The organism is Chromohalobacter israelensis DSM 3043, from assembly GCF_000055785.1.
GTDB classification, from domain to species: Bacteria; Pseudomonadota; Gammaproteobacteria; order Pseudomonadales; family Halomonadaceae; genus Chromohalobacter; species Chromohalobacter israelensis.
On record NC_007963.1, the window covers coordinates 1,628,220 to 1,650,279 of the forward strand.

General features: G+C 66.2%; 18 protein-coding genes. 6 read left to right on the top strand and 12 right to left on the bottom strand.

Features of this window, described 5'->3' with window-relative positions:
- Positions 1-103: 103 nt before the first annotated feature.
- Entirely contained in the window at positions 104-3,211 is a 3,108-nt protein-coding gene (locus CSAL_RS07305; protein WP_011506738.1) for an efflux RND transporter permease subunit, read from the bottom strand.
- Entirely contained in the window at positions 3,211-4,341 is a 1,131-nt protein-coding gene (locus CSAL_RS07310) for an efflux RND transporter periplasmic adaptor subunit (RefSeq protein WP_011506739.1), read from the bottom strand. The genes CSAL_RS07305 and CSAL_RS07310 overlap by 1 nt, the downstream gene beginning before the upstream one ends.
- A gap of 302 nt (positions 4,342-4,643) precedes the next feature.
- On the opposite strand from CSAL_RS07310, the gene CSAL_RS07315 reads away from it, so the two are divergent.
- Positions 4,644-5,828: a BaiN/RdsA family NAD(P)/FAD-dependent oxidoreductase gene (locus CSAL_RS07315; protein WP_011506740.1), complete on the top strand. Its 1,185-nt coding sequence runs from the start codon at positions 4,644-4,646 to the stop codon at positions 5,826-5,828.
- A gap of 39 nt (positions 5,829-5,867) precedes the next feature.
- On the top strand, positions 5,868-6,287 hold the full coding sequence (locus CSAL_RS07320) for a nucleoside-diphosphate sugar epimerase/dehydratase (RefSeq protein WP_011506741.1): 420 nt from the start codon (positions 5,868-5,870) through the stop codon (positions 6,285-6,287).
- A 73-nt stretch (positions 6,288-6,360) separates the two neighbouring features.
- Here CSAL_RS07320 and CSAL_RS07325 read toward each other — a convergent pair whose 3' ends face one another.
- The 4 genes from CSAL_RS07325 to CSAL_RS07340 form a co-directional block, all read right to left on the bottom strand.
- Entirely contained in the window at positions 6,361-6,651 is a 291-nt protein-coding gene (locus CSAL_RS07325; RefSeq protein ID WP_011506742.1) for a YqjK-like family protein, read from the bottom strand.
- A complete protein-coding gene (locus tag CSAL_RS07330) occupies positions 6,638-7,033 on the bottom strand; it encodes a phage holin family protein (RefSeq protein ID WP_011506743.1) in 396 nt (131 codons plus the stop codon). The genes CSAL_RS07325 and CSAL_RS07330 overlap by 14 nt, the downstream gene beginning before the upstream one ends.
- Entirely contained in the window at positions 7,033-7,362 is a 330-nt protein-coding gene (locus CSAL_RS07335; protein WP_011506744.1) for an ElaB/YgaM/YqjD family protein, read from the bottom strand. Before CSAL_RS07335 ends, CSAL_RS07330 begins: the two co-directional genes overlap by 1 nt.
- A gap of 84 nt (positions 7,363-7,446) precedes the next feature.
- Positions 7,447-8,481, bottom strand: coding sequence for a phospholipase A (locus tag CSAL_RS07340; protein WP_110062390.1), 1,035 nt, complete (start codon positions 8,479-8,481; stop codon positions 7,447-7,449).
- A gap of 276 nt (positions 8,482-8,757) precedes the next feature.
- Here CSAL_RS07340 and mscK point away from each other — a divergent pair, with 276 nt between their 5' ends.
- Entirely contained in the window at positions 8,758-12,201 is a 3,444-nt protein-coding gene (mscK, locus tag CSAL_RS07345; protein WP_110062389.1) for a mechanosensitive channel MscK, read from the top strand.
- Here mscK and CSAL_RS07350 read toward each other — a convergent pair.
- The 5 genes from CSAL_RS07350 to CSAL_RS16915 all read right to left on the bottom strand — a co-directional run bounded on the left by CSAL_RS07350 (position 12,198) and on the right by CSAL_RS16915 (position 16,781).
- Positions 12,198-12,959, bottom strand: a complete 762-nt coding sequence (locus CSAL_RS07350; RefSeq protein ID WP_011506747.1) for a TlyA family RNA methyltransferase — start codon at positions 12,957-12,959, stop codon at positions 12,198-12,200. The genes mscK and CSAL_RS07350 overlap by 4 nt on opposite strands.
- Positions 12,960-13,020: 61 nt before the next feature.
- On the bottom strand, positions 13,021-14,115 hold the full coding sequence (locus CSAL_RS07355; RefSeq protein WP_011506748.1) for an ABC transporter substrate-binding protein: 1,095 nt from the start codon (positions 14,113-14,115) through the stop codon (positions 13,021-13,023).
- Positions 14,112-15,494, bottom strand: coding sequence for a sensor histidine kinase (locus tag CSAL_RS07360; RefSeq protein WP_011506749.1), 1,383 nt, complete (start codon positions 15,492-15,494; stop codon positions 14,112-14,114). The genes CSAL_RS07355 and CSAL_RS07360 overlap by 4 nt, the downstream gene beginning before the upstream one ends.
- The gene (locus tag CSAL_RS07365) at positions 15,487-16,194 is read right to left on the bottom strand and encodes a response regulator transcription factor (RefSeq protein WP_011506750.1); all 708 of its coding nucleotides are present in this window, start codon (positions 16,192-16,194) and stop codon (positions 15,487-15,489) included. Before CSAL_RS07365 ends, CSAL_RS07360 begins: the two co-directional genes overlap by 8 nt.
- On the bottom strand, positions 16,191-16,781 hold the full coding sequence (locus CSAL_RS16915) for an IclR family transcriptional regulator (protein ID WP_011506751.1): 591 nt from the start codon (positions 16,779-16,781) through the stop codon (positions 16,191-16,193). Before CSAL_RS16915 ends, CSAL_RS07365 begins: the two co-directional genes overlap by 4 nt.
- A gap of 199 nt (positions 16,782-16,980) precedes the next feature.
- Between CSAL_RS16915 and CSAL_RS07375 the strand changes: the two genes are divergently transcribed.
- Genes CSAL_RS07375 through CSAL_RS07385 form a run of 3 tightly spaced genes read left to right on the top strand, consistent with a single transcriptional unit; the run spans position 16,981 to position 19,936 of the window.
- A complete protein-coding gene (locus CSAL_RS07375; RefSeq protein ID WP_011506752.1) occupies positions 16,981-17,970 on the top strand; it encodes a Bug family tripartite tricarboxylate transporter substrate binding protein in 990 nt (329 codons plus the stop codon).
- On the top strand, positions 17,967-18,422 hold the full coding sequence (locus tag CSAL_RS07380) for a tripartite tricarboxylate transporter TctB family protein (protein ID WP_011506753.1): 456 nt from the start codon (positions 17,967-17,969) through the stop codon (positions 18,420-18,422). The genes CSAL_RS07375 and CSAL_RS07380 overlap by 4 nt, the downstream gene beginning before the upstream one ends.
- On the top strand, positions 18,422-19,936 hold the full coding sequence (locus CSAL_RS07385; protein ID WP_011506754.1) for a tripartite tricarboxylate transporter permease: 1,515 nt from the start codon (positions 18,422-18,424) through the stop codon (positions 19,934-19,936). The genes CSAL_RS07380 and CSAL_RS07385 overlap by 1 nt, the downstream gene beginning before the upstream one ends.
- Positions 19,937-20,021: 85 nt before the next feature.
- On the opposite strand, the gene CSAL_RS07390 is transcribed toward CSAL_RS07385, so the two are convergent.
- The gene (locus CSAL_RS07390; protein WP_011506755.1) at positions 20,022-22,043 is read right to left on the bottom strand and encodes a hypothetical protein; all 2,022 of its coding nucleotides are present in this window, start codon (positions 22,041-22,043) and stop codon (positions 20,022-20,024) included.
- Positions 22,044-22,060 lie beyond the last annotated feature (17 nt).

Sequence of the window (22,060 nt, forward strand, 5' to 3'; positions counted from 1 at the left end):
GCCGGGGTTTTATTTCCCCCGACGTGTTCCGAATTTTTCCGTTGTCTGCTGGTCATGCCGCCGATGCTGTCGGCGGCATTTTTTTGTCACGACGTTCCTCTCATCACGACGTTCCTTCCATCTCGCGTGTCAGGCGCCGGCTGACATCGCTGGGCGAGCCGGTACGTCGGGCCAGAATGTCGTAGGCGACGGGTACCACCAGCAGCGTGAACAATGTGGCGGCGGCCACGCCACTGAAGATGACCGTGCCGATGACGAGTCGCGTCTCGGCACCGGGGCCGCTGGCGAAGATCAGCGGCACGGCGCCGGCCATGGTGGTGACGGCGGTCATCAGGATCGGACGCAGGCGCGTCACCGAGGCATTGATCAGGGCATCGCGGAAGGCGAGGCCCTCGTCGCGTAGCTGATTGGCGAACTCGACGATGAGAATGCCGTTCTTGGCGGCCAGCCCCACCAGCATCACCATGCCCACCTGGCTGTAGATGTTCAGCGACTGGCCGGTCAGCCACAGGCCGAGCAGGGCGCCGCTGATCGCCAGGGGCACGGTCAGCATGATGACCAGTGGATGCACGAAGCTTTCGAACTGCGCCGCGAGGACCAGGAAGACCACCAGCAGTCCCATGATCATCAAGAAGGTGGTGGCGCCGCTGGACTCCTGGTAATCCCGCGAGGGGCCCTTGTAGTCGATCATGGCATCGGCGGGCAGCACCTCGTCGGCGAGCGCGTTGAGATAGCCCAGGGCCTCGCCCATGGACGCGCCGTCGGCCAGGTTGGCTTCCAGGGTGATCGCGCGAACGCGGTTGAAACGATTGAGCTCGCTGGCGTCGGCGTAGTCGCTGAGCGTCACCAGGCTGGCCAGGGGGATGAGTTCGCCGCTGCGGTCGGAGCGGACCTGGATGTTGTCCAGCGCGCGGGGACTTCGTTGCGTGTCGCGCTCGCCCTCGAGAATGACGTCGTATTCCTCGCCATCGTCGACATAGCTGGTGACGCTGCGACCGCCGAGGAGCGTCTGCAGCGTGCGGCCGATGGTGTCGACGTTCACGCCCAGGGCGGCGGCGCGCTGGTAGTCGATCTCGATGCGCAACTGCGGCTGGGTTTCCTTGTAGTCGCTGTCCAGGGCGGTCAGGCCCGAGTCCTCGTCTGCGCGAATGCGTTCCAGCAGCTGGTCGCGCCAGGTGACCAGCGATTCGTAGGTACCACCGCCGATCACGAATTGCACCGGTTTTTGTATGCGCCCACCGAAGCCCTGCCGCATCACCGGTGCCGCCTCGACGCCGGGCAGGTCCGCGAGACGCCGGCGCACGTCGGCCATGATGTCCCAGGCCGAGCGCCGCTCGCCCCACGCCGCGAGGCTGACGATCACGATGCCGTCGTTGAAGTTCTCGATGTTGCCGTAGCCGCGCGGTGCGCGCACCGAGATGTTGCGAATCTCGCCTTCGTCGACCAGCGGCAGCAGGCGCGCCTCTATCTCGTCCATGTAATCCTGCATGTAGTCGAAGGTGGCGCCTTCGGGACCGTTGACGAGGATGAAGAAGTTGCCGCGGTCCTCCTGCGGGGTGTACTCGTTGGGCAGTTCGCCGAACAGCCACACGGTGGCGCCGAGCAGCGCGGCGAACGTCACCAGACATGCCCAGCGCCAGCGCAGCAGGGTGACCAGCACATGGCGATACAGACGCTGGGTGGCGTCGAGCAGGGTGTGCACGGCATGACTGATGCGGCTTTCATGCATGCGGGGGTCGAGCACCTTGGAGCACATCATCGGGGCCAGGGACAGCGCCAGCAGGCACGAGATCGCCACGGCGGCGGCCAGGGTCAGCGCGAATTCGGTGAACAGCCGGCCGATGTCGCCGCGCAGAAAGCTCAACGGCACGAACACCGCGATCAATACCAGCGTGGTGGCGATGACCGCGAAGCCGATCTGGCGCGTACCGCGAAACGCCGCGACGAGTGGCGTTTCGCCGTAGAGCTGCATGCGCCGGTGGACGTTCTCGAGCACCACGATGGCGTCATCGACGACCAGGCCGATCGCCAGCACCAGCGCCAGCAGCGTGAGCAGATTGAGGGTGAAGCCGAAGGCGTTCAGGGCGATGAAGGTGCCGATGATCGAGATCGGGACGGTGACCGCGGGTACCAGGGTGGTGCGCACATTGCCCAGGAACAGGAAGATCACCACGACGACCAGTCCCATGGCGATGAACAGCGTGGCCACGACCTCCGTCAACGCCCCGGAGACGAACACCGAGGAGTCGAAGTTGAGCCGCATCTGCATGCCGTCGGGCAGGGTCGACTCGAGGCGCGCCATCTCCGCCTTGACGCCCTGGGACACCTCCAGAATGTTGGCGGTGGACTGCTTCATGATGCCCAGGCCGACCATGGGCACGCCGTTGCCGCGAAACAGTGAGCGCTCCTCCACCGAGCCGACCTCGACGCCGGCCACATCGCTCAAGCGCGTGAGGTAGCCGTCGTCACCCTGGTCGATGACCAGGTCACGGAAGTCGGCGGCGGTTTCGAAGCCGCGCGGCAGGCGCAAGGTGAACTGCCGCGAGTCGGACTCCAGGAAGCCGGCGGGCAGTTCCACGTTCTCGGCGCGCAGCGCATCTTCCACATCGGTGACGGTGAGCCCGCGAGCGGCCAGGGCATTGCGCTTCAGCCAGACGCGCATGGCGTATTCCTTGCCGCCGCCGACGCGCACGCGTGACACCCCGGTTTGCGTGGCGAAACGATCGACCAGGTAGCGATTGGCGTAGTCGGTCAGCTCGGGCACCGTGTAGCCCTCCGCCGTGAGGCTCAGCCACATGATGACGTCGTCGCTGCTGTCGGCCTTTTCCACCTCCGGGGGCTCGGCTTCCTCGGGCAGATTGTCGCTCACGCCGGAGACGCGATCGCGAATGTCGTTGGCCGCTGCCTCGATATCGCGATCGAGGTTGAAGGTGATGTCGATTTCCGACTCGCCGTCGCTGCTGGTCGATTCGATGAGGTCGATGCCCTCGATGCCGGCGATGCGGTCCTCGAGCACCTGCGTGATGCGGGTTTCCACCACATCCGCCGAGGCCCCGGGGTAGTTCGTTTCGATGCTCACCACGGGCGGATCGATGGCCGGGTATTCCTGTACCGGGAGTCGTTCGAGGGCGATCAGGCCGAAGGCGATCAACAGCAGGGCGAAGACGGTCGCCAGCACCGGACGCTGAATGGCGGTATCGGAAAGACGCATCAGTCGCTTTCTCCGCCACGTGAGTCGTCGTCGCGGGCGGCTTCGAGGATGTCGCTGATCTCGCGGCTGCCATCGTCGAGGGCGAGGATATCGACGCGGTCGCCGTCGCGCACCTTGGTGGTGCCGTGACTGACGACCCAGTCGCCCGCCTGGAGTCCGCTGCGTATCTCGACCTCGCCGGCGCGACGCTCGCCGATTTCCACGCGGCGCCGTTGGATTCGATTGTCCGCGTCACGCGCGATGCGCATCACGTATTGGCGCTCGCCGCTGGGCACGAGTACCGATTCCGGGACCACCAGCGTATCGCGGGGGCGGCGTTCCAGGGTCACGATCATCAGCATGCCGGGGCGCAGCGTGCGTTCGGGATTGGGCAGCTGGGCGCGTACGCTGACGCTGCGCGACACGGGGTCGATGCGGGTGCCGATGCTGGTGACCTCACCACGAAAGACCTGCTCGGGGTAACTGGCCGTGGTGGCGCTCAGCGACATGCCGGGCGCGAGTGCGCCGAGAAACGTCGCCGGGACGGTGAAATCGAGTTTCATGCGGTCGAGCTTGTCGAGGGTGACCAGCTCGGTGCCCGGGGTGACCAGGGCGCCGACGCTGAGGTCGCGCTGCCCCACGGTGCCGGCGAAGGGCGCGCGCAGCTGGTGGTCGGCGAGGCGCGACTGTATCTCGTCGATCTGGGCATTGACCTGCGCCAGCTGGGCCTGGGCATCTTCGACGTCGGCGCGGATACCGACGTTGCGATCCTGAAGTTGCCGGGCACGGCGCACGGCGTTCTCGCGTTCCTGGCGCAAGGCCCTGGCGGCACGCAGCTCGGCCTGCTCGGCACTATCGTCGAGACGGATCAGCAGGTCGCCCGCCGCGAGGCGCTGACCGTCGTCGAAGCTGAGCTCGGCGATGGTCTCGGTCACGGTGGCGGACAGCGTCACGCTCTCGTCGGCACGCAGTGTCCCCAGCGCTTCCAGCGGATCGCTCCACTCGGTGGTGGTGACGGGCGCGGCGATGACCGACGTACGGGCATCGGGGTCCTGTGCGTTGGCACTGCCCAGCATCGAAAGGCCAAGCAGCGCCACACCCAGGCGACGACGGCCGCGGGCGGCCACGGCAAGAAGCGAAAGTACGGGCATAATGTCTCGTTATTGTCTCGGTGCGATGATGACCGCGCGGCCAGCGCCTGCGTAACGCCTGACGTCTCTCGCCATTGAAGTGGCACGCTGGCATGTTTCGGAATGTCTCTCGTTGTATCCGACCCGGGCGCCGGATAAAAGTGCGCATTGGCTCGAGCGCCATGATGCACGCTTTTTACACGTTTGCGGATCCGGCGGCGTGGCCTGCGTTCAACGCGGTGCACCGGTGTCGGTGCGCCACGCTCGTCGAGGTGTCGCATAACGCTTAGAATGCCACCCTTTGCCTGGAACGAGACGCAACGATGGCACAGACGTATGACGTAGTGGTGATCGGTGCCGGCGCGGCGGGACTGATGTGCGCGTCGACCGCAGGATACGCGGGGCGCCGCGTCCTGGTGCTCGACCATGCCAACAAGGCGGGCAAGAAGATCCTCATGTCCGGCGGGGGGCGCTGCAACTTCACCAACCTGGCGACGGGGCCGGCGAATTTCTTCTCGGCCAACCCGCATTTCTGCATCTCCGCGCTCAAGCGGTATACGCCGGGTCACTTCGTCGAGCTCGTCGAGCGCCACGCCATCGAGTATGTCGAGAAGGCGCCGGGCCAGTTGTTCTGTGCCGACTCGGCCAAGCAGGTGGTGGCCATGCTGCTGACCGAGTGCGAGTGGGCCGGGGCGGAGGTGCGCCTCAAGACCCGGGTCGACTCGCTCGAACGCCATGGCGAAGGCATGCGCCTGGCTACGTCCAGTGGCCCGATCGACGCCGGCACGGTGGTCATCGCCACGGGTGGCCTGTCGATTCCCACCATGGGCGCGACCGGCTTCGGCTATGACGTGGCGCGCCAGTTCGGTCTATCGGTGTCCGAGACCCGGGCCGCGCTGGTGCCGTTCACGCTCACCTCGCAATGGCGCGAGCGTGCCGCGTCGCTGGCGGGAGTGAGTTGTCCGGTGACGGTCGAGGTCGGCGAAGGGCGCTATCACGAACCGATGCTGTTCACGCATCGCGGCGTCTCCGGGCCGGCCATGCTGCAAGCCTCCAGTCATTGGCAACCGGGCATGGCGTTGTCCATCGATCTGCTGCCGGAGGTCGATGTCGCCGGGGAACTGACCGCCATGCGACACCACGCGCCCAAGCGGCGGGTGGCGACGTGGCTGGGGGAACGGCTGCCCAAGCGCCTGGCACAGGCCTGGTGCGAATGGCACGGCCTGGCGGATGTGCCGCTGGGGACGTTGTCCAACCGTGAGGTGGCGCGCCTGGAGGACGAGTTGAAGCGCTGGCAGCTCAAGCCCGCCGGCACCGAGGGCTGGCGCACCGCCGAGGTGACGCTGGGCGGCGTCGACACGCGAGCGATTTCCTCCAAGACCTTCGAGGTGGAGGGGCTGCCGGCTTTGCGTTTCATCGGCGAGGTGCTGGATGTCACCGGCCAGTTGGGCGGCTTCAATTTTCAGTGGGCCTGGGCGTCGGGCGTGGCCTGTGGGCAGGCGGTCTAGCACGGGCGGACGATAAGGGCGAGCGAGGAGGAGGGGAGGATGTCGCGACACCTCGGGGACAGAGTCGTCCAGGCGCTGCGTCGATGGCGTTGGCCTGGGCGCTCGCGCCAGGCGGAGCAGCGTCTGCCGGTGATCGTGTGCGGGCTCGATTATGCGCATTATCGTCTGCTCACGCGGCTTGCCCGGTCGCGCCGCTATGACGCGCTGGCGGCGGTCGATGACTATCCGTGGCATCACGGGACGCAAGTGGAGGGCGTGCGGGTCTACTACCCGAGCGAGGTGCCGTCGCTGGCGCGCCGTCATGGCGCGGTGGCGGTCGTCTACTGTCATGACGACGACCTGGCCGTCTTCGACGCGCAGACACGCGAGACCCTGGACCAGGCCGGGGTGCCGTGCGTGCATGTCTCGCCGGGCGACGAGGATGTCGAGGACATTCTGGCACGTCAGCTGGCCTCGTGAGTGCCTGGCGTGACACGCTGCCAACGCAAAAAGCCCCCATGTCGGGGGCTCTTGACGGGCATGGCGAAAGGCGCTAGCGGCGTGCCAGCCGATACAGGGCGCGCGCGCGATTGGCCAGCAATACCGCCGAAAGGCCGCGTCGCAGCCAGGAGCGTGCGGTCTTCGGGCGTCGCGCGCCCTGGGCCGCGAGCAGACCGAAGGTGCCGATCAACGGCACTTTCCATTGCATCACGCGCTGCCAGGCATGATCGATGGGCGCCGTGGCATCGCGCCATTCGTGCAGGGCGTGCCCCATGTCGAGCCGCTGCTGCAGAATGCGTGCCTCGAGATAGTCGAGTTCAGCGGCACGTTCACGACGATTCACGAGAACCCCCCAGTGCTTGGCGGTCTTGTGCCAAATGACTCAAGGTGGACTGCATCAGGCGCCGGCGCTTGGCGATACGCTTGGCGCCGTACAGGCAGAGGGCAGCAATCACGAAAAGCGCTGCCGAGCACAGCCCGATGGCCAGCAGGCGATGGTCTTCCCAGTACATGACCACCAGCAGCAGCAACAGCATGCCGATGGCGAACGAAAAGGTGATCAACGCCGCGCCGGCCATCAACAACAGGCTGAGCATGCGGTCGCGTTCGGCTTCCAGCTCGAGAACGGCGAGGCGCAAGCGCGTCTCGCCGGTCGCTACGAGAGTGGCAAGCAATCGACGCACCGAGGTGATGACGCGCTCCGCCGGTCCCTGGCGATCAGCCATTAGCGACGCCCGATGAGCATGCCGACGACGACCCCGAGCGCAGTGCCGATGCCGATGCTGGTCCAGGGGTTGTCGCGTACGTAGCGGTCGCAGTGATCGATCTGATCGCGTGCGTTGTCGTATACCTTCTCGCCGCGGGCTTCGAGCTTGGCGCGCGTCTCGGTGAGGCGCTGCTGGGCACGCTCACGTGCTTGCGTGATATGGCCGCGAGAATCGTCCGCTGTCGCCTTGACCAGCTCCTCCACGGTTTGCGACAGGTGGCGCAGGTCGTCTTTGAGCTGCTCGGTGGAAGCGTCGCGTTCACGCTGGCCGGTGGGCTGCATGGTCATGTGTGTCTTCCTCTGACAAGTTAATGGCGTCCTAAGCATAGCAGGCAACGGCGCTGCATCAACAGCGCGCAACCGTATGCATTGTCAATCCAGTCCGGGAATGCCCGCCAGGAAGGTGTTGATGCTGAAGCCGAGCCCCAGGCGACGGTTGATGTGATCGTAGTCGATCAGGCTCTCGCCGTAGCCGTGGTAGTACTGAACGTAACCGCGCACCTTGCCGAATAGCGGAAACGAGTAGTCCAGTTGCGCCCCGTAATGACTCTTGCCGGGATTGCCGCGCATCAGCAGCGAAACTTCCTGGTCGCCGAAGGCGCGGACCAGCGTGACGTCGCCGTAGCCGATGTAGTCCTCGAGGTCCGGGTTATCATCGTCTTCCTCGTTCTCGGGGACTCGCCAGTGGGGCGCCACGCTCACCGCCCATTCGCCGCGCTGGAACACCATGTCGGCGTAGACGCGGTTCCAGCTGCGCGATAACGGATCGGAACGGCCGTTGGACTGGTGCGCAAAGCCGAGACGATTGATGGTGTTGGTCCAGCCCAGCGCGCTCATGCTGTTGTCGAAACTGATGAACGCCTCGGGCTCGTAATTGGTCTCGCGGAAGGGGGCCGAGGCCTCGGAGTTGTAAGCCTGCCACCAGCTGCGCTGCGTGTAGGCGAAGTACACGTCGCCGTTGTCGTCGAAGAGATCTTCGATCAGGTTGACCTTGAAGCTCAGCTGATACTTGACTTCGGTGTTGTCGGCATCGGTGGCGTCGGTGACTTCGGCGAAGCGATCCTGGTCGGGGTTGGCGTTATAGGCCCACGGCAGCAGATAGTTGCGCCGGTAGGTGGTCACCGCCAGGGGATTGCGCGAAGACTCGCGCTCGAGCTCGCGACGCTTGTCGACGCGGGTTTCCAGATTCTGCGCCTCGCGTTCCGCCGGGCTGGCATCGGCTTCTGTCGCGCTGGCATCCTCGGCCAGCGTCTGACGCAGGTCGCGCAGTTCCGTCTCCAGCGTCTGCACGCGCGCCTCGATGGCCTGGCGCTCGCTGGCGCTCAGCTCGGTGGCGGCATGCACGGAGCTGGAAAGCGCCAGGGTGAGCAGCGCAATCATCGGCAAGAAGGGGCGTGGTGACTCCATGTCATTGAATACCTTGTCGATAGTGTAAAACGCTGTGGCCCAACCGCATGTCATGTCGAGGCGAGCGGAAAGACGCGTCGAGCCTGGCCGACCGGGCACATGGGTGATCGTGAATGTTTCTATCACGTCGAAAGGGCGAAGCAAATATCGGTGCGCAACATTGCCAAGGTCCTGTCACGCGCCGACAATCGGCGCATCGCTAGGTGACGAGGAAACAGCATGGCGTGCCGACGCAGGTGTCGTTTTTTGACGTGGCAAGGATTTCCCCGGCGATGCATGATCAGGGGCGCCAGGACACGTGTGGCCCATTATATCGCATTCGTGATGGTTTGCCTGCTGTGGGCGGTGGGCGACGCTGCCGCGCAGACGTCGTTGCCCGAGCGCGACGCCTTGCAGGCACGTCTGGAACGCCTGCAGGCCATCGAGCAGCCGGATGGCGATCAGCGCGCGGCACTGGAGGATACCCGGGCCGCGCTGGAAGGACTCAAGGAGCTCCGAACGCTCGACGACAAGCTGCGCGAACTCGAGCAGCGCGCGGCGCGGGCGCCGCAGGAGTCGCAGGCATTGGCCGGCGAGCTGCAGCGCCTGGAGGGCGATACGGCGACACCGAGCGCGGACGACTTCGACGAGCTGTCGCTGACTGCCCTGCAGACCCGCACCGGCGACGCCCTGGAAGCCCTCGAGGCATTGCAGGGGCGTCTGGCCGACGTCAACGCGCAGTTGATCAGCGCCCAGACCTTGCCCGAACGCGCTCAGGCGGCGATCAGCGAGGCGCGCGAGCGCGCCGAGACCCGCAAGGCGCAGCTTGCCGCGCTCGACGCGGAGGGCGAGTCGGAGGCCGCCCAGGCCAAGCGTGACCGCTACCGGGTCGAGGTGGCGCTCGCCGAGCAGCGTGCGCAATGGAACCAGAGCGAACTCTCCCACAATACCCGCCTGCGTGAACTGGCGATGCAGCAGCGCGACGTGCTGGAAAAGCGCATCGCGCTCAAGGAACAGCAGCTGGCAGCACTGCAGGCGGCGCTCGACCGCCAGCGCCGTGCCGAGTCGGAAAAAGCCATTGCCGAGGTCGGCCGCGATGACGCCGAGGCCATCGCCGGGCATCCGGTGCTGTCCCAGGTGCAGCAGGTCAATCGTGACTTGAGTCGCGAACTTCTCGATATCACCGATCGCGCCAATGCCATGGTGCGCGAAGGCATCGAGACGCGCACCCAGCTCGACCGCGTGCGCCAGGTTCAGCGCACGCTCAACGAGCAGATCGAGGCGATTCGCGGCAGCCTGCTGTTGTCGCGCATCCTGCGCGAGCAGCGCGAATCCTTGCCTGAGGTGGAAGCGCTCGGCGGTCTTCAGGACGACATTGCCGACCTGCGCTTGCGCCAGTTCGACCTGTCCCAGCAGCGCGATGCCCTGCGCCGTCCCCAGCAGCTGGCCGACGACAGCCTCGCCGAGGCCGATATCGACGATGCGCCGGGACTGCGCGAGGCGCTGGTCAAGCTGTTCGAGTCGCGTCGCGAGCTGCTCGACCAGCTCGACGAGGAATATGGCAACCTGCTGACGATTGCCATCAACCTGCAGCTCAACCAGCAGCAGTTGCTGAAAATCAGCAAGGAGCTGCGCGCCACCATCGAAGAGCAATTGTTCTGGGTCGCCAACGGGCGTCCGCTGGATCTGGCATGGCTGCAGCAATTCCCCGCCACCCTGGGGCAACGCATGGCGGCCGCCGACTGGCGCACGGCGCTGGCTTCCTTGTGGCAACGCCCCGATGCCGGGGCGCTGGCCGTGCTGCCGCTGCTGCTGCTGGCCGGCGCGCTGCTGCTGTGGCGTCGGCGCATCAAGGCTTCGCTGTTGCGTCTGCACGAGGAAATCGGGCGACTGAAACGCGATACCCAGATGCACACGCCACGGGCGATCGGGCTCAACGCACTGCTCGCCGCCCACGGCCCCCTGACGATGGCGGCCGCCGGCGGGGCGCTCAATCTCGGCGGGCAGGGGTTCGCCGTCGTTCTCGGCGATGCGTTGCTGCAACTGGCACTGGCCTGGGGCGTCGTGGCCTGGGCGCGTCGCCTGCTGGTCTCCGACGGCGTGGCCGCACGCCACTTCCACTGGTCGCCGGCCTATGTACTGCGCCTGCGTCGTTTGCTGCTGTGGCTGGGCATGGCATTGATTCCGGTCATCCTGGTCAGCAATGTGGCGCCGTTCAACGAAGCCCGTCTGGCGGAGCGACCGCTGTCGCTGTCGTTTCTGCTGCTGGGACTGGTGGCGATGAGCGTGGTGCTGGTGCGTCTGATCCTCGCCCATGTGCCGTTTTTCGGCCTCAAGCTGTTCCGCTTGCTGCTGGGACTGGCGCTGGCGGCGGTGCCGCTGGTGCTGGCGGGACTGATCATCATGGGCTTCGAATACACCGCGTTGAGCCTGATCGGCCGCTTCATCACCTCGATCTACATTCTCGGCCTGTGGATTCTCGTCGAGGCGGCGGTGGTGCGCGGCCTGGCGGTGGCGGCACGGCGCCTGGCGTATCGGCGTGCGGTGGCCCGGCGTCGTGCCCAGGCCAAGGAAGACACCGAAAGCGGCCTCGAGGTGGTCGAGGAGCCGCCGCTGGACATGGAACAGGTCAATCAGCAGTCGCTGCGGCTTTCCAAGCTGATCCTGTTCTTGGGCTTCACGCTGGTGCTGTACGTCGTCTGGGCGGACCTGCTCGGCGTGTTGTCCTATCTCGACAACGTCACCGTGTGGCAGATCGAGCGTGGTCAGGGCGAGGCGATGACCACCAGCCCGATCACCGTGGCCGATGTGCTCATGGCACTGGCACTGGTGGCGCTGACTCTGGTGATGGCGCGCAACCTGCCGGGGCTGCTGGAAGTCATGGTGCTGTCGCGGCTGAGCCTCAAGCAGGGCAGTGCCTATGCCATTTCGTCGCTGCTTTCCTATACCATCGTAGGCACGGGAGTCGTGGTGTCGCTGGGCACACTGGGGGTGTCGTGGGACAAGCTGCAATGGCTGGTCGCGGCGCTCGGCGTGGGGCTGGGCTTCGGGCTGCAGGAAATCTTCGCCAATTTCATTTCCGGCCTGATCATCCTCTTCGAGCGGCCGGTGCGCATCGGCGACACCATCACGCTGGGCAACCTGCACGGTACGGTCAGCCGTATCCGCATTCGTGCCACCACGGTGACGGACTTCGACCGCAAGGAAATCATCATCCCCAACAAGACCTTCGTCACCGATCAACTGATCAACTGGTCGCTATCCGACAACATCACCCGGGTCGTGCTGACCTACGGCGTCTCGCACGGCTCCGATCTCGAGCTGGTGCATCGTCTGCTGCGCCAGGCCGCCGTGGAAAACCCGCGCGTCCTCAAGGACCCCGAGCCCCAGGTGTTCTGTCTCGAGTACGGGGCGACCGCGTTCAGCTTCGAGTTGCGCATTTTCGTCAACGACTTGATGGACCGACTGTACGCCAGCGACGAGATCAACCGGCGTCTCGATGCCCTGTTCCATCAGCATGGCATTCGCATTGCCTTCAACCAGATGGACGTCTGGCTGCACGATGCCTCGGGGCGGCAGGCCTGGGTGAGCTCCCGGCCCCAGGAGACGGCCACTCTTGGCGATGGCGCCGTATCGGCGAGGCCGGCACGGCGCGACGGCATCGAGGACGTCGATGTCGGACGCAGCCCGAGCGGCGACGGGACGGATGCCGACGGAGGCGGAGGTGACGGCGGCCGCTAGGGGCGGGGGATGACCGCGTGAAGCAGGAACTCGCGGTTGCCGTCGCCGCCGCGCAGAGGGCTTTCCTGCCAGTGACGAATCGCGAAGCCGGCATCGGCACAGCAGGTGCGAATGCGCGCCTCGACGTCCGCGAAGAGCGCCGGATCGCGGACGACGCCATGGGCGTCGACCTTGCCCGGGCCGACCTCGAACTGTGGCTTGACCAGCGAGATCAACTGGCCCCCGGGCGCCAGCACGGCGGCCAGCTCGGGCAGGATCAGCGTCTGCGAGATGAACGAGACATCCATGACCGCGGCGTGCAGTCCTTCGGGGGCGAGCGCGTCGAGCCGCTCGCGAGGCAGAGCGCGGGCGTTGACGCCTTCCAGGCAGGTGACCCGGGCATCCTCACGCAGTGTCGGGGCGAGCTGGTCGTGTCCGACCTCGATACCGACCACGCGCGCGGCGCCGAAGCGCATCGCGCAGTCCGTGAAGCCGCCGGTGGACTGGCCCACGTCGAGTACCGTCATGCCGTCGAAACGTACGTTGAGCGCCTCCAGAACGCCTTCCAGCTTGAGCCCCGCTCGTGAGACATAGCGCTCCTCCGGGTCCTCGGCGACCGCGAAACGACTGGTGTCGGGCAACGTTTCGCCGGGCTTGGTCAGTACGCGTGGCGTCTGCGTGGACACCAGCGTGACACGGCCGTGGCGAATCAAGCGCTGCGCCCGGGTACGTGAACGCGCCCATCCTTGGATGACCAGCAGTTGATCGAGGCGTGGCATGTCGGCTCCGGTGCGTCAGTCGGCAAAGGCGTCGCAGTATAGCGCGAAGGCAGGCCCGCGTTCAGGGCGCATTGTCGCTCAAGCGGGTGTACTCGCGTTGCCAGCGCTCGAGCAGGGAGTGGCGCTTGAGAGCGTCGAGCGTGGCCAGCAGGCCGGGGTCGATGGCGATCGGATGGATCGCGTCGCCCAGCGCGCGGCGCAGTCCATGGGCGGTCTCCGGCCCTTCGAGGTCGGGATGTACCGCGCCGAGCGGTGTCTTGTCGCGTATTGCCTGCTGTCCCTGGCGACTCAGCAGGTAATCGAGGAAGCGCCTGGCGGTCTCCGGATGCGGCGCCCGTTTGGGGATCAACGCCAGCCGCTGCATCACCAGGGCATAATCGTCGGGGATGACCATCTCCAGTTGCGGGTTGTCGGCCACGACATCGCGGGCGTAGGAACCGAGCAGGTTGTAGCCGATGTCGTAGCGTCCCGCGACCAGGCCGTCGAGCATGTCGCCGGTGGTATCGGCCAGGGCGGCCTTCACGCCGCCCAGCGCGGCCACCAGCTCCCAGTAGCGCGGCGACATGTGCGAATCCGCGGTGGCGTAGGTATAGCCCGCGCCGCTACGCCACGGATCGTAGGTGACGACACGCCCCGTGAGGCGCTGGCGCTGTTCAGTGAGCAGTCGCAGCAGTGCCTCGTGGCTGTCCGGCGACGCGTCGGACGCGATGGCGTCGCGCCGGTAGACGATGACCACCGGCTCGAAGGTGATGCCGAACAGCTCGCGTCGCCAGCGGGAGGCCTGAGGCCAGGCTCGAGCCTCGGCGGTGTCGAGCGATTGGGCGTAGCCGCGGTTGGCGAGCTGGTATTGCCACGGCATCGCCGACGACATGACGACATCCGCCGAGGTGGCGTCCGCGGACATGAAGCGGCGGTAAAGCGCCAGTGTGGTCAGGTTGCGATAGACCAGTTCGATCTCGGGATGACGCGCCTGGAAGTCGGCCAGCAGCGGTGCCATCAGGTCGCTGTCCAGCGCACCGTGAATCTCCAGGGGCTGCGCGGGGGCCTGCGTGGCGGGGTAGTGCAGAACCTGCGGATCGGCATGGCAGGCCAGGGAAGCCGTGAGTCCGGCCCAGGCGAGCACGGCCAGTCCGCACAGGCGGCGTAACGGCGTCATGGTGTTCCCTCCTCGCTGAACTGCAGTCGCACGCACAGCCCGGGCGGCTCGGTGTGGGGATGGGCCGGCGCCAGGCTGAGCCGTGCCCCGTGCGTGCGGGCGATGCCGTCGACGATGGCCAGGCCGAGCCCCGAGCCTTGTCCGCCCTCGATGCCGCGATGGAAGGGCCGCAGCACCAGCAGACGCTGACTCTCCGGAATGCCGGGGCCGTCGTCTTCGACCTCGAGCCGCGTGGGCTCCTCGGTCACGCGTACCGTGATGCGCCTGGCACCATAGCGTCGGGCATTGTCGATCAAATTGGCCAGGGCCTCGGCGAGCTGCCATTCCACTGCCTGCTGCATCACCGGATGCGCGGGCACTTCCACGCCCAGGTCGATACCGTCGCGATGGCACTGGGTCCAGGCATCACGAACCGCCTGCCGGGCGGTGTGACAGAGATCGATGGCCACCGCTTCGGGAGTCGCTTCGGGATTGTTGAGGCGTGTCAGCGAGAGCAGTTGCGATGCCAGGCGCGCGGTCTTGTCGGCACTGCCGCGCATGACGTCCAGGGCGGCATGCCAGGCGCGCGGGTCGTCCTGACGCAGGGCCAGCTCGGCGCGTGCCGAGAGCCCGGCCAGCGGAGTGCGCAGCTGGTGAGAGGCGTCGCCGATGAAGCGTTCCTGGTTGGCGCGGACACGACGCATGCGGGCCAGCAAGTCGTTGAGGGTTTCGCGCAGCTCGGCCAGCTCGCGGGGCAGTGCCAGATCGAGCGGCGCCAGGGTGCGCGGGTCGCGGGCCCGGATCGCGCGCCGCAGGCGGGTCAGCGGCATCAGCGCCATGCGAATCCCCAGCAGCACCACGCCGATGGCGAGCAGAGCCATGGCGACCAGACGCAGCATGCTGCCCTGGAACAGCGATTGGGTTAGTGCCTCGCGTCCCTCGCGGGTGTGGGCCACGCGCACCTCGAAGGGCTGGCGATTACGCCAGCCCTCGAGCTGTGACCGCCGTATGCCCAGGCGCAGAGCCATGTCATGCCACTCGATGTCGGCGAAGCGCATGTCGGCGGCGGTGTCGTCGAGCGCCGGCAATTCGGCGTTGCCGCTGATGAAATTGCCGTTGGCATCGTAGAGCGCGTAGAAGACGCGTTCCTCGGCCTGGGAAGCCAGCATCTTCAGGGCCGCCGGTGGCAGGTCCATCCACAGCTGGCCTTGCTGACGCTTGACCTGCTCGGCGATGGCCAGCGATGCCGCTTCCAGCAGGCGGTCGAACGCCCGATCGGCGGTATCGCGAGAGGCCATGTAGGCCTGGGCCAGTACCAGACTGCCGAGCAGCAGCATCGGCACCAGCAGCCAGACCAGCAGGCGGCGGTAGAGGCTCGGCAGGGTGGCCGACTCATTCACCGTCGCGCTCCTGCGTGTCGCTTTCCAGCACGTAGCCCAGGCCGCGTACGGTGCGCAATGTGAGCGGGGAGGCCGCCAGGCGGCGACGCAGGCGGTGGATATAGACCTCGATGGCGTTGTCGCCCAGCGTGTCGCCGCTGAAGACTTGCGTGAGCAGATGCCCCTTTTCCACCGGCTCGCCCGCGTGGCGCATCAGATAGACCAGCAGCCGTTGTTCGCGGGGTGGCAGCTCCAGGGGGGTGCCGTCGAGGGTGAAGCGTTGCGTCAGGCCATCGAAATGCAGCGGGCCGACGTGCAACTGGGGGCTGTCATCGTGCTGGCGCCGGCGCAGCAAAGCGCGAACCCGGGCTTCCAGCTCGTCCAGGGCGAAGGGCTTGGCCAGGTAGTCGTCGGCGCCGAGGTCGAGCCCCTTGACGCGATCCTCGATGGCTCCCCGCGCGGTGAGAATCAGCACCGGCGTATCGCGGTCGTGACGGCGCATGGCCTCGAGGATCTCCAGGCCGCCGCGCCCCGGCAGATTGAGGTCGAGCAAGACGAGCGCCTGGCCGTGTCCCGGCGCGGCCAGGCGCGCGTGGGCGCGGTCGCCGTCCTCGAGTGTCTCGACGCGATAGCCGGCCAGGGCCAGTGCATCGTGCAGCGTGCCGGCGAGCAGGGCGTCGTCCTCGACGAGCAGCAGGGCAGGCATGGTATCGGATGTCATGGCGGATAATCCTGCAGTTCATGGTGGTGCAGCTGCGCCACGGCATCCTGCAATGCGCGACGCGCCTCGCGCGCGGGCAAGCGCCCCTGGGGGCCGGAAAGGCTCAACCAGTAAGCGGTGTCGGGCAGCGCCTGACACAGCATGCGCCCGCCGGGGAGCGTCAGGGAAGGCGTGTCGCCTTGACGTTGCCAATGCTGGCCGGGGCGCAGCGTGTGGCGCAGATCGCTTTCCGGCAGCACGCTCAGACGGCACTCGACGTCGTTTCCGACGAGCGCCAGCAGCGCGGCGGTCTCGCCGGTTTGCCGGCACAAGGCATCGAGCGTGGGCATGACCAGGTCGGCGAGCTGACGCGAGGGAGCATGACGTCTGCCCAGCCGCGCCGGTGTCGTGCCCAGGCGGTAGCGTCCTCGTCCGTCGCGTTGCACGTAGTCGAAGCGTTCCAGCGATCCCAGAAGACGCAGCAAGGTGCTCTTGTAGAGAGCCGTCGCGTCGGCCAGCTCGGCCAGGGATAGACTGTCGCGCGGTGTATCGAAGGCTTCCATGACCGTCAGCGCGCGTTCGACGGCTTCCACCCGATCCTGCGCCATGGCGGGACTCTCCAGCGATTCGTGCCGCCTGCACGGCAGCATTCAACTTTAGTCGCGAACGGCGTCTTGAGCGTTGACGCTCGTGTCCGACATGCCTAGTTTTCCGCTCAAGGGAACGATGTTCTGCCTTACAGAACTGTAAGGTAAATGTCAGGTTGCCCGCAACCCATTTCAATCTCGTGCAAGGGAGATAACAACAATGGCTTTCAAGACGCCGCTCAAACTGGTCATGGCCGCTGCGCTGACATTGGGTGCCAGCAGCGCCATGGCATTCGAACCGTCCGGCAAGGTCGAGTGCATCGCGCCCTCCGATCCGGGCGGCGGCTGGGATTTCACCTGCCGCAGCGTGGGTAACGTGATGGAAGAGCTCGACATGGTGCCGGGCAGCGTGCAGACCCTCAACATGGCGGGGGCAGGCGGCGGTGTCGCTTACGCGCACACCGTCAGCAAGCGTGCCGGCGACGACCATCTGCTGGTGGCGGCCTCCACGGCGACCACCACGCGCCTGGCGCAAGGTCAGTTCCAGGGGCTGGACGCCGACATGGTCAACTGGATCGGTGCTCTCGGCGCCGACTACGGTGTGATAGCCGTCTCCAAGGACTCGCCGTACCAGAACCTCAACGAGCTGATGGAAGCCCTGAAAGAAGACCCGCGCTCGGTGAAGTTCGCCGGTGGCAGCGCCAAGGGCGGCTGGGACCATCTCAAGGTGCTGATCGCGGCGCAGGCGGCGGATGTCGATAACCTGCCCCGGATTCCGTATCTGTCCTACAACAACGGTGGCGAGGCCATGACTCAAGTGGTCGGCGGTCATGTCGATGCCTTCACGGGCGACATCACCGAGGCTCAGGGCTTCATGGAATCCGGCGACCTGCGTGTGCTGGCCGTGCTGGCCGATGAGCGCCTGCCCGGCGAGTTCAGCGACATCCCCACCGCCAAGGAACAGGGCATCGATGCCGTAGGCCCGAACTGGCGCGGTTTCTACATGCCGGCGGACATCTCCGACGAGGCCAAGCAGTACTGGGTCGATGCCGTCGATGAGCTCTACGCCAGCGACGAATGGAAGAAGGTCATGAAGAACAATGGCCTGATGCCGTTCCATGTCAGCGGTGCCGAGTTCGAAGAATTCGTCCATCAGCAGATCCAGGACATTCAGTCGCTCTCCAAGGAAATCGGGCTGATCAAGCAATGACCCAACGCAACGACCGTATCTGCGGTGTGCTGCTGCTCGTCCTGGCCGTCGCGTACGGCTGGGGCGCCACACAGTTCCCGGAACCGTTCGGTGGGGCCGAGTCGGTCGGCCCCGAGACTTTTCCCAAGGTACTCGCGGTAGTGCTGGCGCTTTCCAGTCTTTATCTGATCGTCAAGCCGGACCCGGACAACGCCTGGCCCAAGGGGCGTATCGTGCTGGAGCTGGTCATCGCCGTGGCCGTGCTGATCGCCTACACGCTGCTGCTCCAGCCGCTCGGGTTCATCATCGCGACGCTGCTGGCGGTGGGCACCTTGTGCTGGCGCATGGGGGCGGCACCGATGCGTGCCTACATGACCGGCGCGGTTGCCGGCGTGGTGGTCTACCTGCTTTTCACCTACGCCCTCAACCTGGCCTTGCCATTGGGCGTGTTTAGCGTCCTGGAGGGAAGCTGATGGAAACTCTGGGCTATCTGATCGACGGGTTCGGCGTCGCCCTGGCGCCGCACAACCTGATGTTCGCCCTGATCGGGGCCTTTCTCGGGACCCTGATCGGCGCATTGCCGGGGCTGGGGCCCGCCAACGGCGTGGCGATCCTGATTCCGCTGGCCTTCACGCTGGGGCTGCCGCCGGAAACCGCGCTGATCATGCTGACGTCGGTCTACGCCGGTGCCATGTACGGGGGGCGCATCTCGTCGATACTGCTCAACATTCCCGGCGACGAACCGGCGATGATGACCTGTCTCGACGGCTACCCGATGGCCCAGAAGGGCAAGGCCGCCGAGGCATTGGCGATTTCGGCGATCGCGTCGTTCATGGGCAGCTTGATCGCCACGATCGGTCTCATCCTGCTGGCGCCGCTGCTGGCCAAGTTCGCCCTGACCTTCGGACCAGCGGAATATTTCGCGTTGTTCGTGCTGGCCTTCGCCACCCTGGGCGGCATCACCGGCAAGAACCCCATCAAGACGGTACTGGCCGCGGCCCTGGGCCTGATGATCGCCACGGTGGGCATCGACTCCACCGGCACGCAGCGCTACACCTTCGGCGTGCTGGAACTCTATGAAGGCGTCGACTTCATCATCGCCATCGTCGGTCTGTTCGCGATCTCCGAGTTGCTGTTCTTCATCGAGGACCGTGCCGGTAGCGGCAAGGGACCGATGAAGGTCAACAAGCTCACGCTGTCCTTCAAGGAAGTCCGCGAGATCATGCCGTCCAGCATCCGCGGCGGCATTCTCGGCTTCATTGCCGGTGTCCTGCCCGGCGCGGGCGCCTCGCTGGGCAGCTTCATCGGCTACACCCTCGAAAAGAAGGTGGTCGGCAAGAAGGGCTACTTCGGCGAGGGGGATCCGCGCGGCGTGGCCGGTCCCGAGGCCGGTAACAACGGGGCCTCGAGCGGTGCGCTGGTGCCCATGCTGACTCTCGGCGTGCCGGGCAGCGGCACGACCGCCGTGCTGCTGGCGCTGCTGATCTCGATGAACATCACGCCGGGCCCGCTGATGTTCACCCAGAATGCCGACATCGTCTGGGGCGTGATCGCGGCGCTGTTGATCGGCAACTTCCTGCTGCTGCTGCTCAACATTCCCCTGGTGGGCATCTTCGTCAAGCTGCTGTCGGTACCGCCCAAGTACCTGCTGCCGATCGTCACCATGGTGGCGTTCGTGGGCATCTACTCGATCAGCAACTCCGCGTTCGACCTGTACTTCATGGTGGCCTTCGGCGTGTTCGGCTACTTCCTGCGCAAGCTGGAAATTCCCATGGTGCCGATCATCCTCGGGTTGCTGCTGGGCCCGGAGATGGAGAAGAACCTGCGTCACACCCTGGACATCGCCGATGGCGACTGGACCGCGCTGTGGGGCAGTGGTCTGGCGATCGGTCTGTGGGTCGTGGCCTTCGTCGGCCTGGTGCTGCCGTACATCGTCGGCCCGATTCTGCGGCGGCGCATGAATGCCGCACAGCAAGGCGCCGAGTAAGCGCACAGCCGCGCGAATCACACCGCAAGCGAGATGTCAGCCGCCCCGGACGGATCCCCGTTCGGGGCGGCTGTCGTTGGTGGGGTCAGGACGGCGAGCAATGCGCCTGCAGTTCGGTGGCGGGGACCCGGTCGGCGCCCCAGCTGCGGTAGACGTGACCGATCACCCGGTCGAGTTCGGCCTGGGAGACGTTGGCCAGCTCGCCGTGTTCCAGCGGATCGTAGTGAAAGATGTACAGTCGCGAGGCGAATTGCTCGAAAGGTAGCGAGGCCTCGCCGAAGCGCTCGCCGCAACCGGCGGTACTGACCTTGACGCCGTCTCCCCAGTCCTGGCCGCTGTCGTTGTTGGGGTTGAAGAAATAGGCGCGCATCACGTCCTGGGGGTCCAGGTTGACTCGCAGCAGGGTGATGGCATGCCAGCCGATGAAGCGTGCCGCGCTGTCGGTCACCGCGATACCGGCGGGTTGCGGATGGATCAACGGCTGGTTGCCGTTGTAGTAGGGGTGATAGCTGGCATAGAAATGACGCAGGAACGCGTCGAGCTCGTGGAGCTGGCCGGTTTCCACGTCGACGTTGATGCGAAAGCCGCGCCCGGCCCACCAGCCATGGAACTCCGGATTGACCCAGCGGTGGGGATCGCCTTCGCGGCCCGCACAGCGCCGCCCCATCTCGGCATAGATGCGATCGAGGTGGGGTACCACGATCAGCGAGACCGGATCGAGGTCCAGGGGCAGGGTCGTGGCCACGCCCGACAGGCTGGCCATCGACGACAGCGGCATGCCCTCGAAATGCATGACGATCTCGTCGTCGCGGGCCGCCCAGGTCACCATCTGCAACAGGTAGTCGGGATCGTTGTAGGCCCATATCGACAGCGCGCGCGCCGACTGGCAGGTCGGGTTGTTGCCCTGACCGACCCCCAGCGGGAGTCCGAGCATGCACAGCACCCCCTCCAGCAGGCGCGCGCGGGGCGACGCGGTGTCGCCATAGGCCATGCGGATGCGTTCCTGCGACCAGGACGAGATCGGCAGGCTGATCTGCCGCCACAGCGCGGGCGCGAGCGGCTGCTGATAGAGGATGCCCCGTTCGAGCATCAGCGCCAGCCCGTACACTGCCTGGGGCGTCTCGGGAAAGACGCTTTCCTCGATGAGCGCCTGCACCAGCTGCCGGTAGCAGAGCAGGCAGTCGCGCCCGGTGGCCGACAGCCCCAGCGCCTCGGCCAGCAGGTGGTCCCCCTGGTCGAGCAGGTGGCGCAGCAGTACCGCATGATAGGCCGAGACCAGCCCGGTATCGTGCATGGCGCGAGCGAAGCCGGTGGCTTCGTATTGGAGAGCGCCGCTGTCCATCGCTTGCAGGCGCTCCAGGTAGACCGCGACGCCGGGATCCTCGCGGGATGCCTGGGTCGCCCCGAACAGGCTGCTGACCAGGCGGTCGGCGCCCTGACCGCTGGCTCCGAGGTCGATGTCGGGGTCGGCCTGACAGATGGCGATCTGCGTGATCATGCGCTTGATCGCGTCGACCTGGATCGGGCGTTGCTGCAGGATGCGCCAGATCTCGTCGATCAACTGGTCGATCACATGTTCGTAGCCGATGGTCTCGGCCAGATGTGCGAACAGCGAGCGGGTCAACTGTGCCAGACGGCCCTGGGTTTCGCGCTCGGCCTCGCTGGGCGTGCTGAACAACAGCTCGAGATTGAGCGCCAGCACCTGGGTGAGGTAGTGATGTGCCTGTTCCGCGGAGATCAGCGCATGGGCGTAACGGCCCTGGGCCACGGCGAGCAGGCGCAGTTCGCTGAGCGCCTCGAGCACCACGATGTCGCTCTCCGCGCTCTTCAGCGAATATACGGTCAGCGAGGGCACCAGGATCTGCGGCTTGGCCCAGTCGGAGCCGTCGAAGGTGCCGGCGGCCTCGATCGCCTGGGCGCGGGGCTCGATGGCCGCGGCACCGCCGGGTTGCAGCAGCACCTTGCGGGCGCCGTCGAAGACCCGGCGCAGCTTGCCGGGCTTGGCGAAATCGGGGGCATGGGCGAGAATCTCGACCGCTTCGTCGAGCTTGGCCAAGGCGGCCTCCAGCCTGGCGCCATCCGGTGCTTGTTCGTCGTGGCTCGTCACAAGGGCTCCTTTTGCCC

Excerpts from the sequence above, each read along its gene's own strand:
- CSAL_RS16915 (WP_011506751.1), bottom strand. The coding sequence starts at position 16,781 with ATGGCGCAGGATCGGGTGGAAGCCGTCGAACGCGCGCTGACGGTCATG.
- CSAL_RS07350 (WP_011506747.1), bottom strand. The coding sequence starts at position 12,959 with ATGCCACGCCTCGATCAACTGCTGGTCATCCAAGGATGGGCGCGTTCA.
- CSAL_RS07310 (WP_011506739.1), bottom strand. The coding sequence starts at position 4,341 with ATGCCCGTACTTTCGCTTCTTGCCGTGGCCGCCCGCGGCCGTCGTCGC.
- mscK (WP_110062389.1), top strand. The coding sequence starts at position 8,758 with ATGATCAGGGGCGCCAGGACACGTGTGGCCCATTATATCGCATTCGTG.
- CSAL_RS07380 (WP_011506753.1), top strand. The coding sequence starts at position 17,967 with ATGACCCAACGCAACGACCGTATCTGCGGTGTGCTGCTGCTCGTCCTG.
- CSAL_RS07355 (WP_011506748.1), bottom strand. The coding sequence starts at position 14,115 with ATGACGCCGTTACGCCGCCTGTGCGGACTGGCCGTGCTCGCCTGGGCC.
- CSAL_RS07315 (WP_011506740.1), top strand. The coding sequence starts at position 4,644 with ATGGCACAGACGTATGACGTAGTGGTGATCGGTGCCGGCGCGGCGGGA.
- CSAL_RS07365 (WP_011506750.1), bottom strand. The coding sequence starts at position 16,194 with ATGACATCCGATACCATGCCTGCCCTGCTGCTCGTCGAGGACGACGCC.
- CSAL_RS07375 (WP_011506752.1), top strand. The coding sequence starts at position 16,981 with ATGGCTTTCAAGACGCCGCTCAAACTGGTCATGGCCGCTGCGCTGACA.
- CSAL_RS07320 (WP_011506741.1), top strand. The coding sequence starts at position 5,868 with ATGTCGCGACACCTCGGGGACAGAGTCGTCCAGGCGCTGCGTCGATGG.
- CSAL_RS07385 (WP_011506754.1), top strand. The coding sequence starts at position 18,422 with ATGGAAACTCTGGGCTATCTGATCGACGGGTTCGGCGTCGCCCTGGCG.
- CSAL_RS07340 (WP_110062390.1), bottom strand. The coding sequence starts at position 8,481 with ATGGAGTCACCACGCCCCTTCTTGCCGATGATTGCGCTGCTCACCCTG.
- CSAL_RS07335 (WP_011506744.1), bottom strand. The coding sequence starts at position 7,362 with ATGACCATGCAGCCCACCGGCCAGCGTGAACGCGACGCTTCCACCGAG.
- CSAL_RS07305 (WP_011506738.1), bottom strand. The coding sequence starts at position 3,211 with ATGCGTCTTTCCGATACCGCCATTCAGCGTCCGGTGCTGGCGACCGTC.
- CSAL_RS07330 (WP_011506743.1), bottom strand. The coding sequence starts at position 7,033 with ATGGCTGATCGCCAGGGACCGGCGGAGCGCGTCATCACCTCGGTGCGT.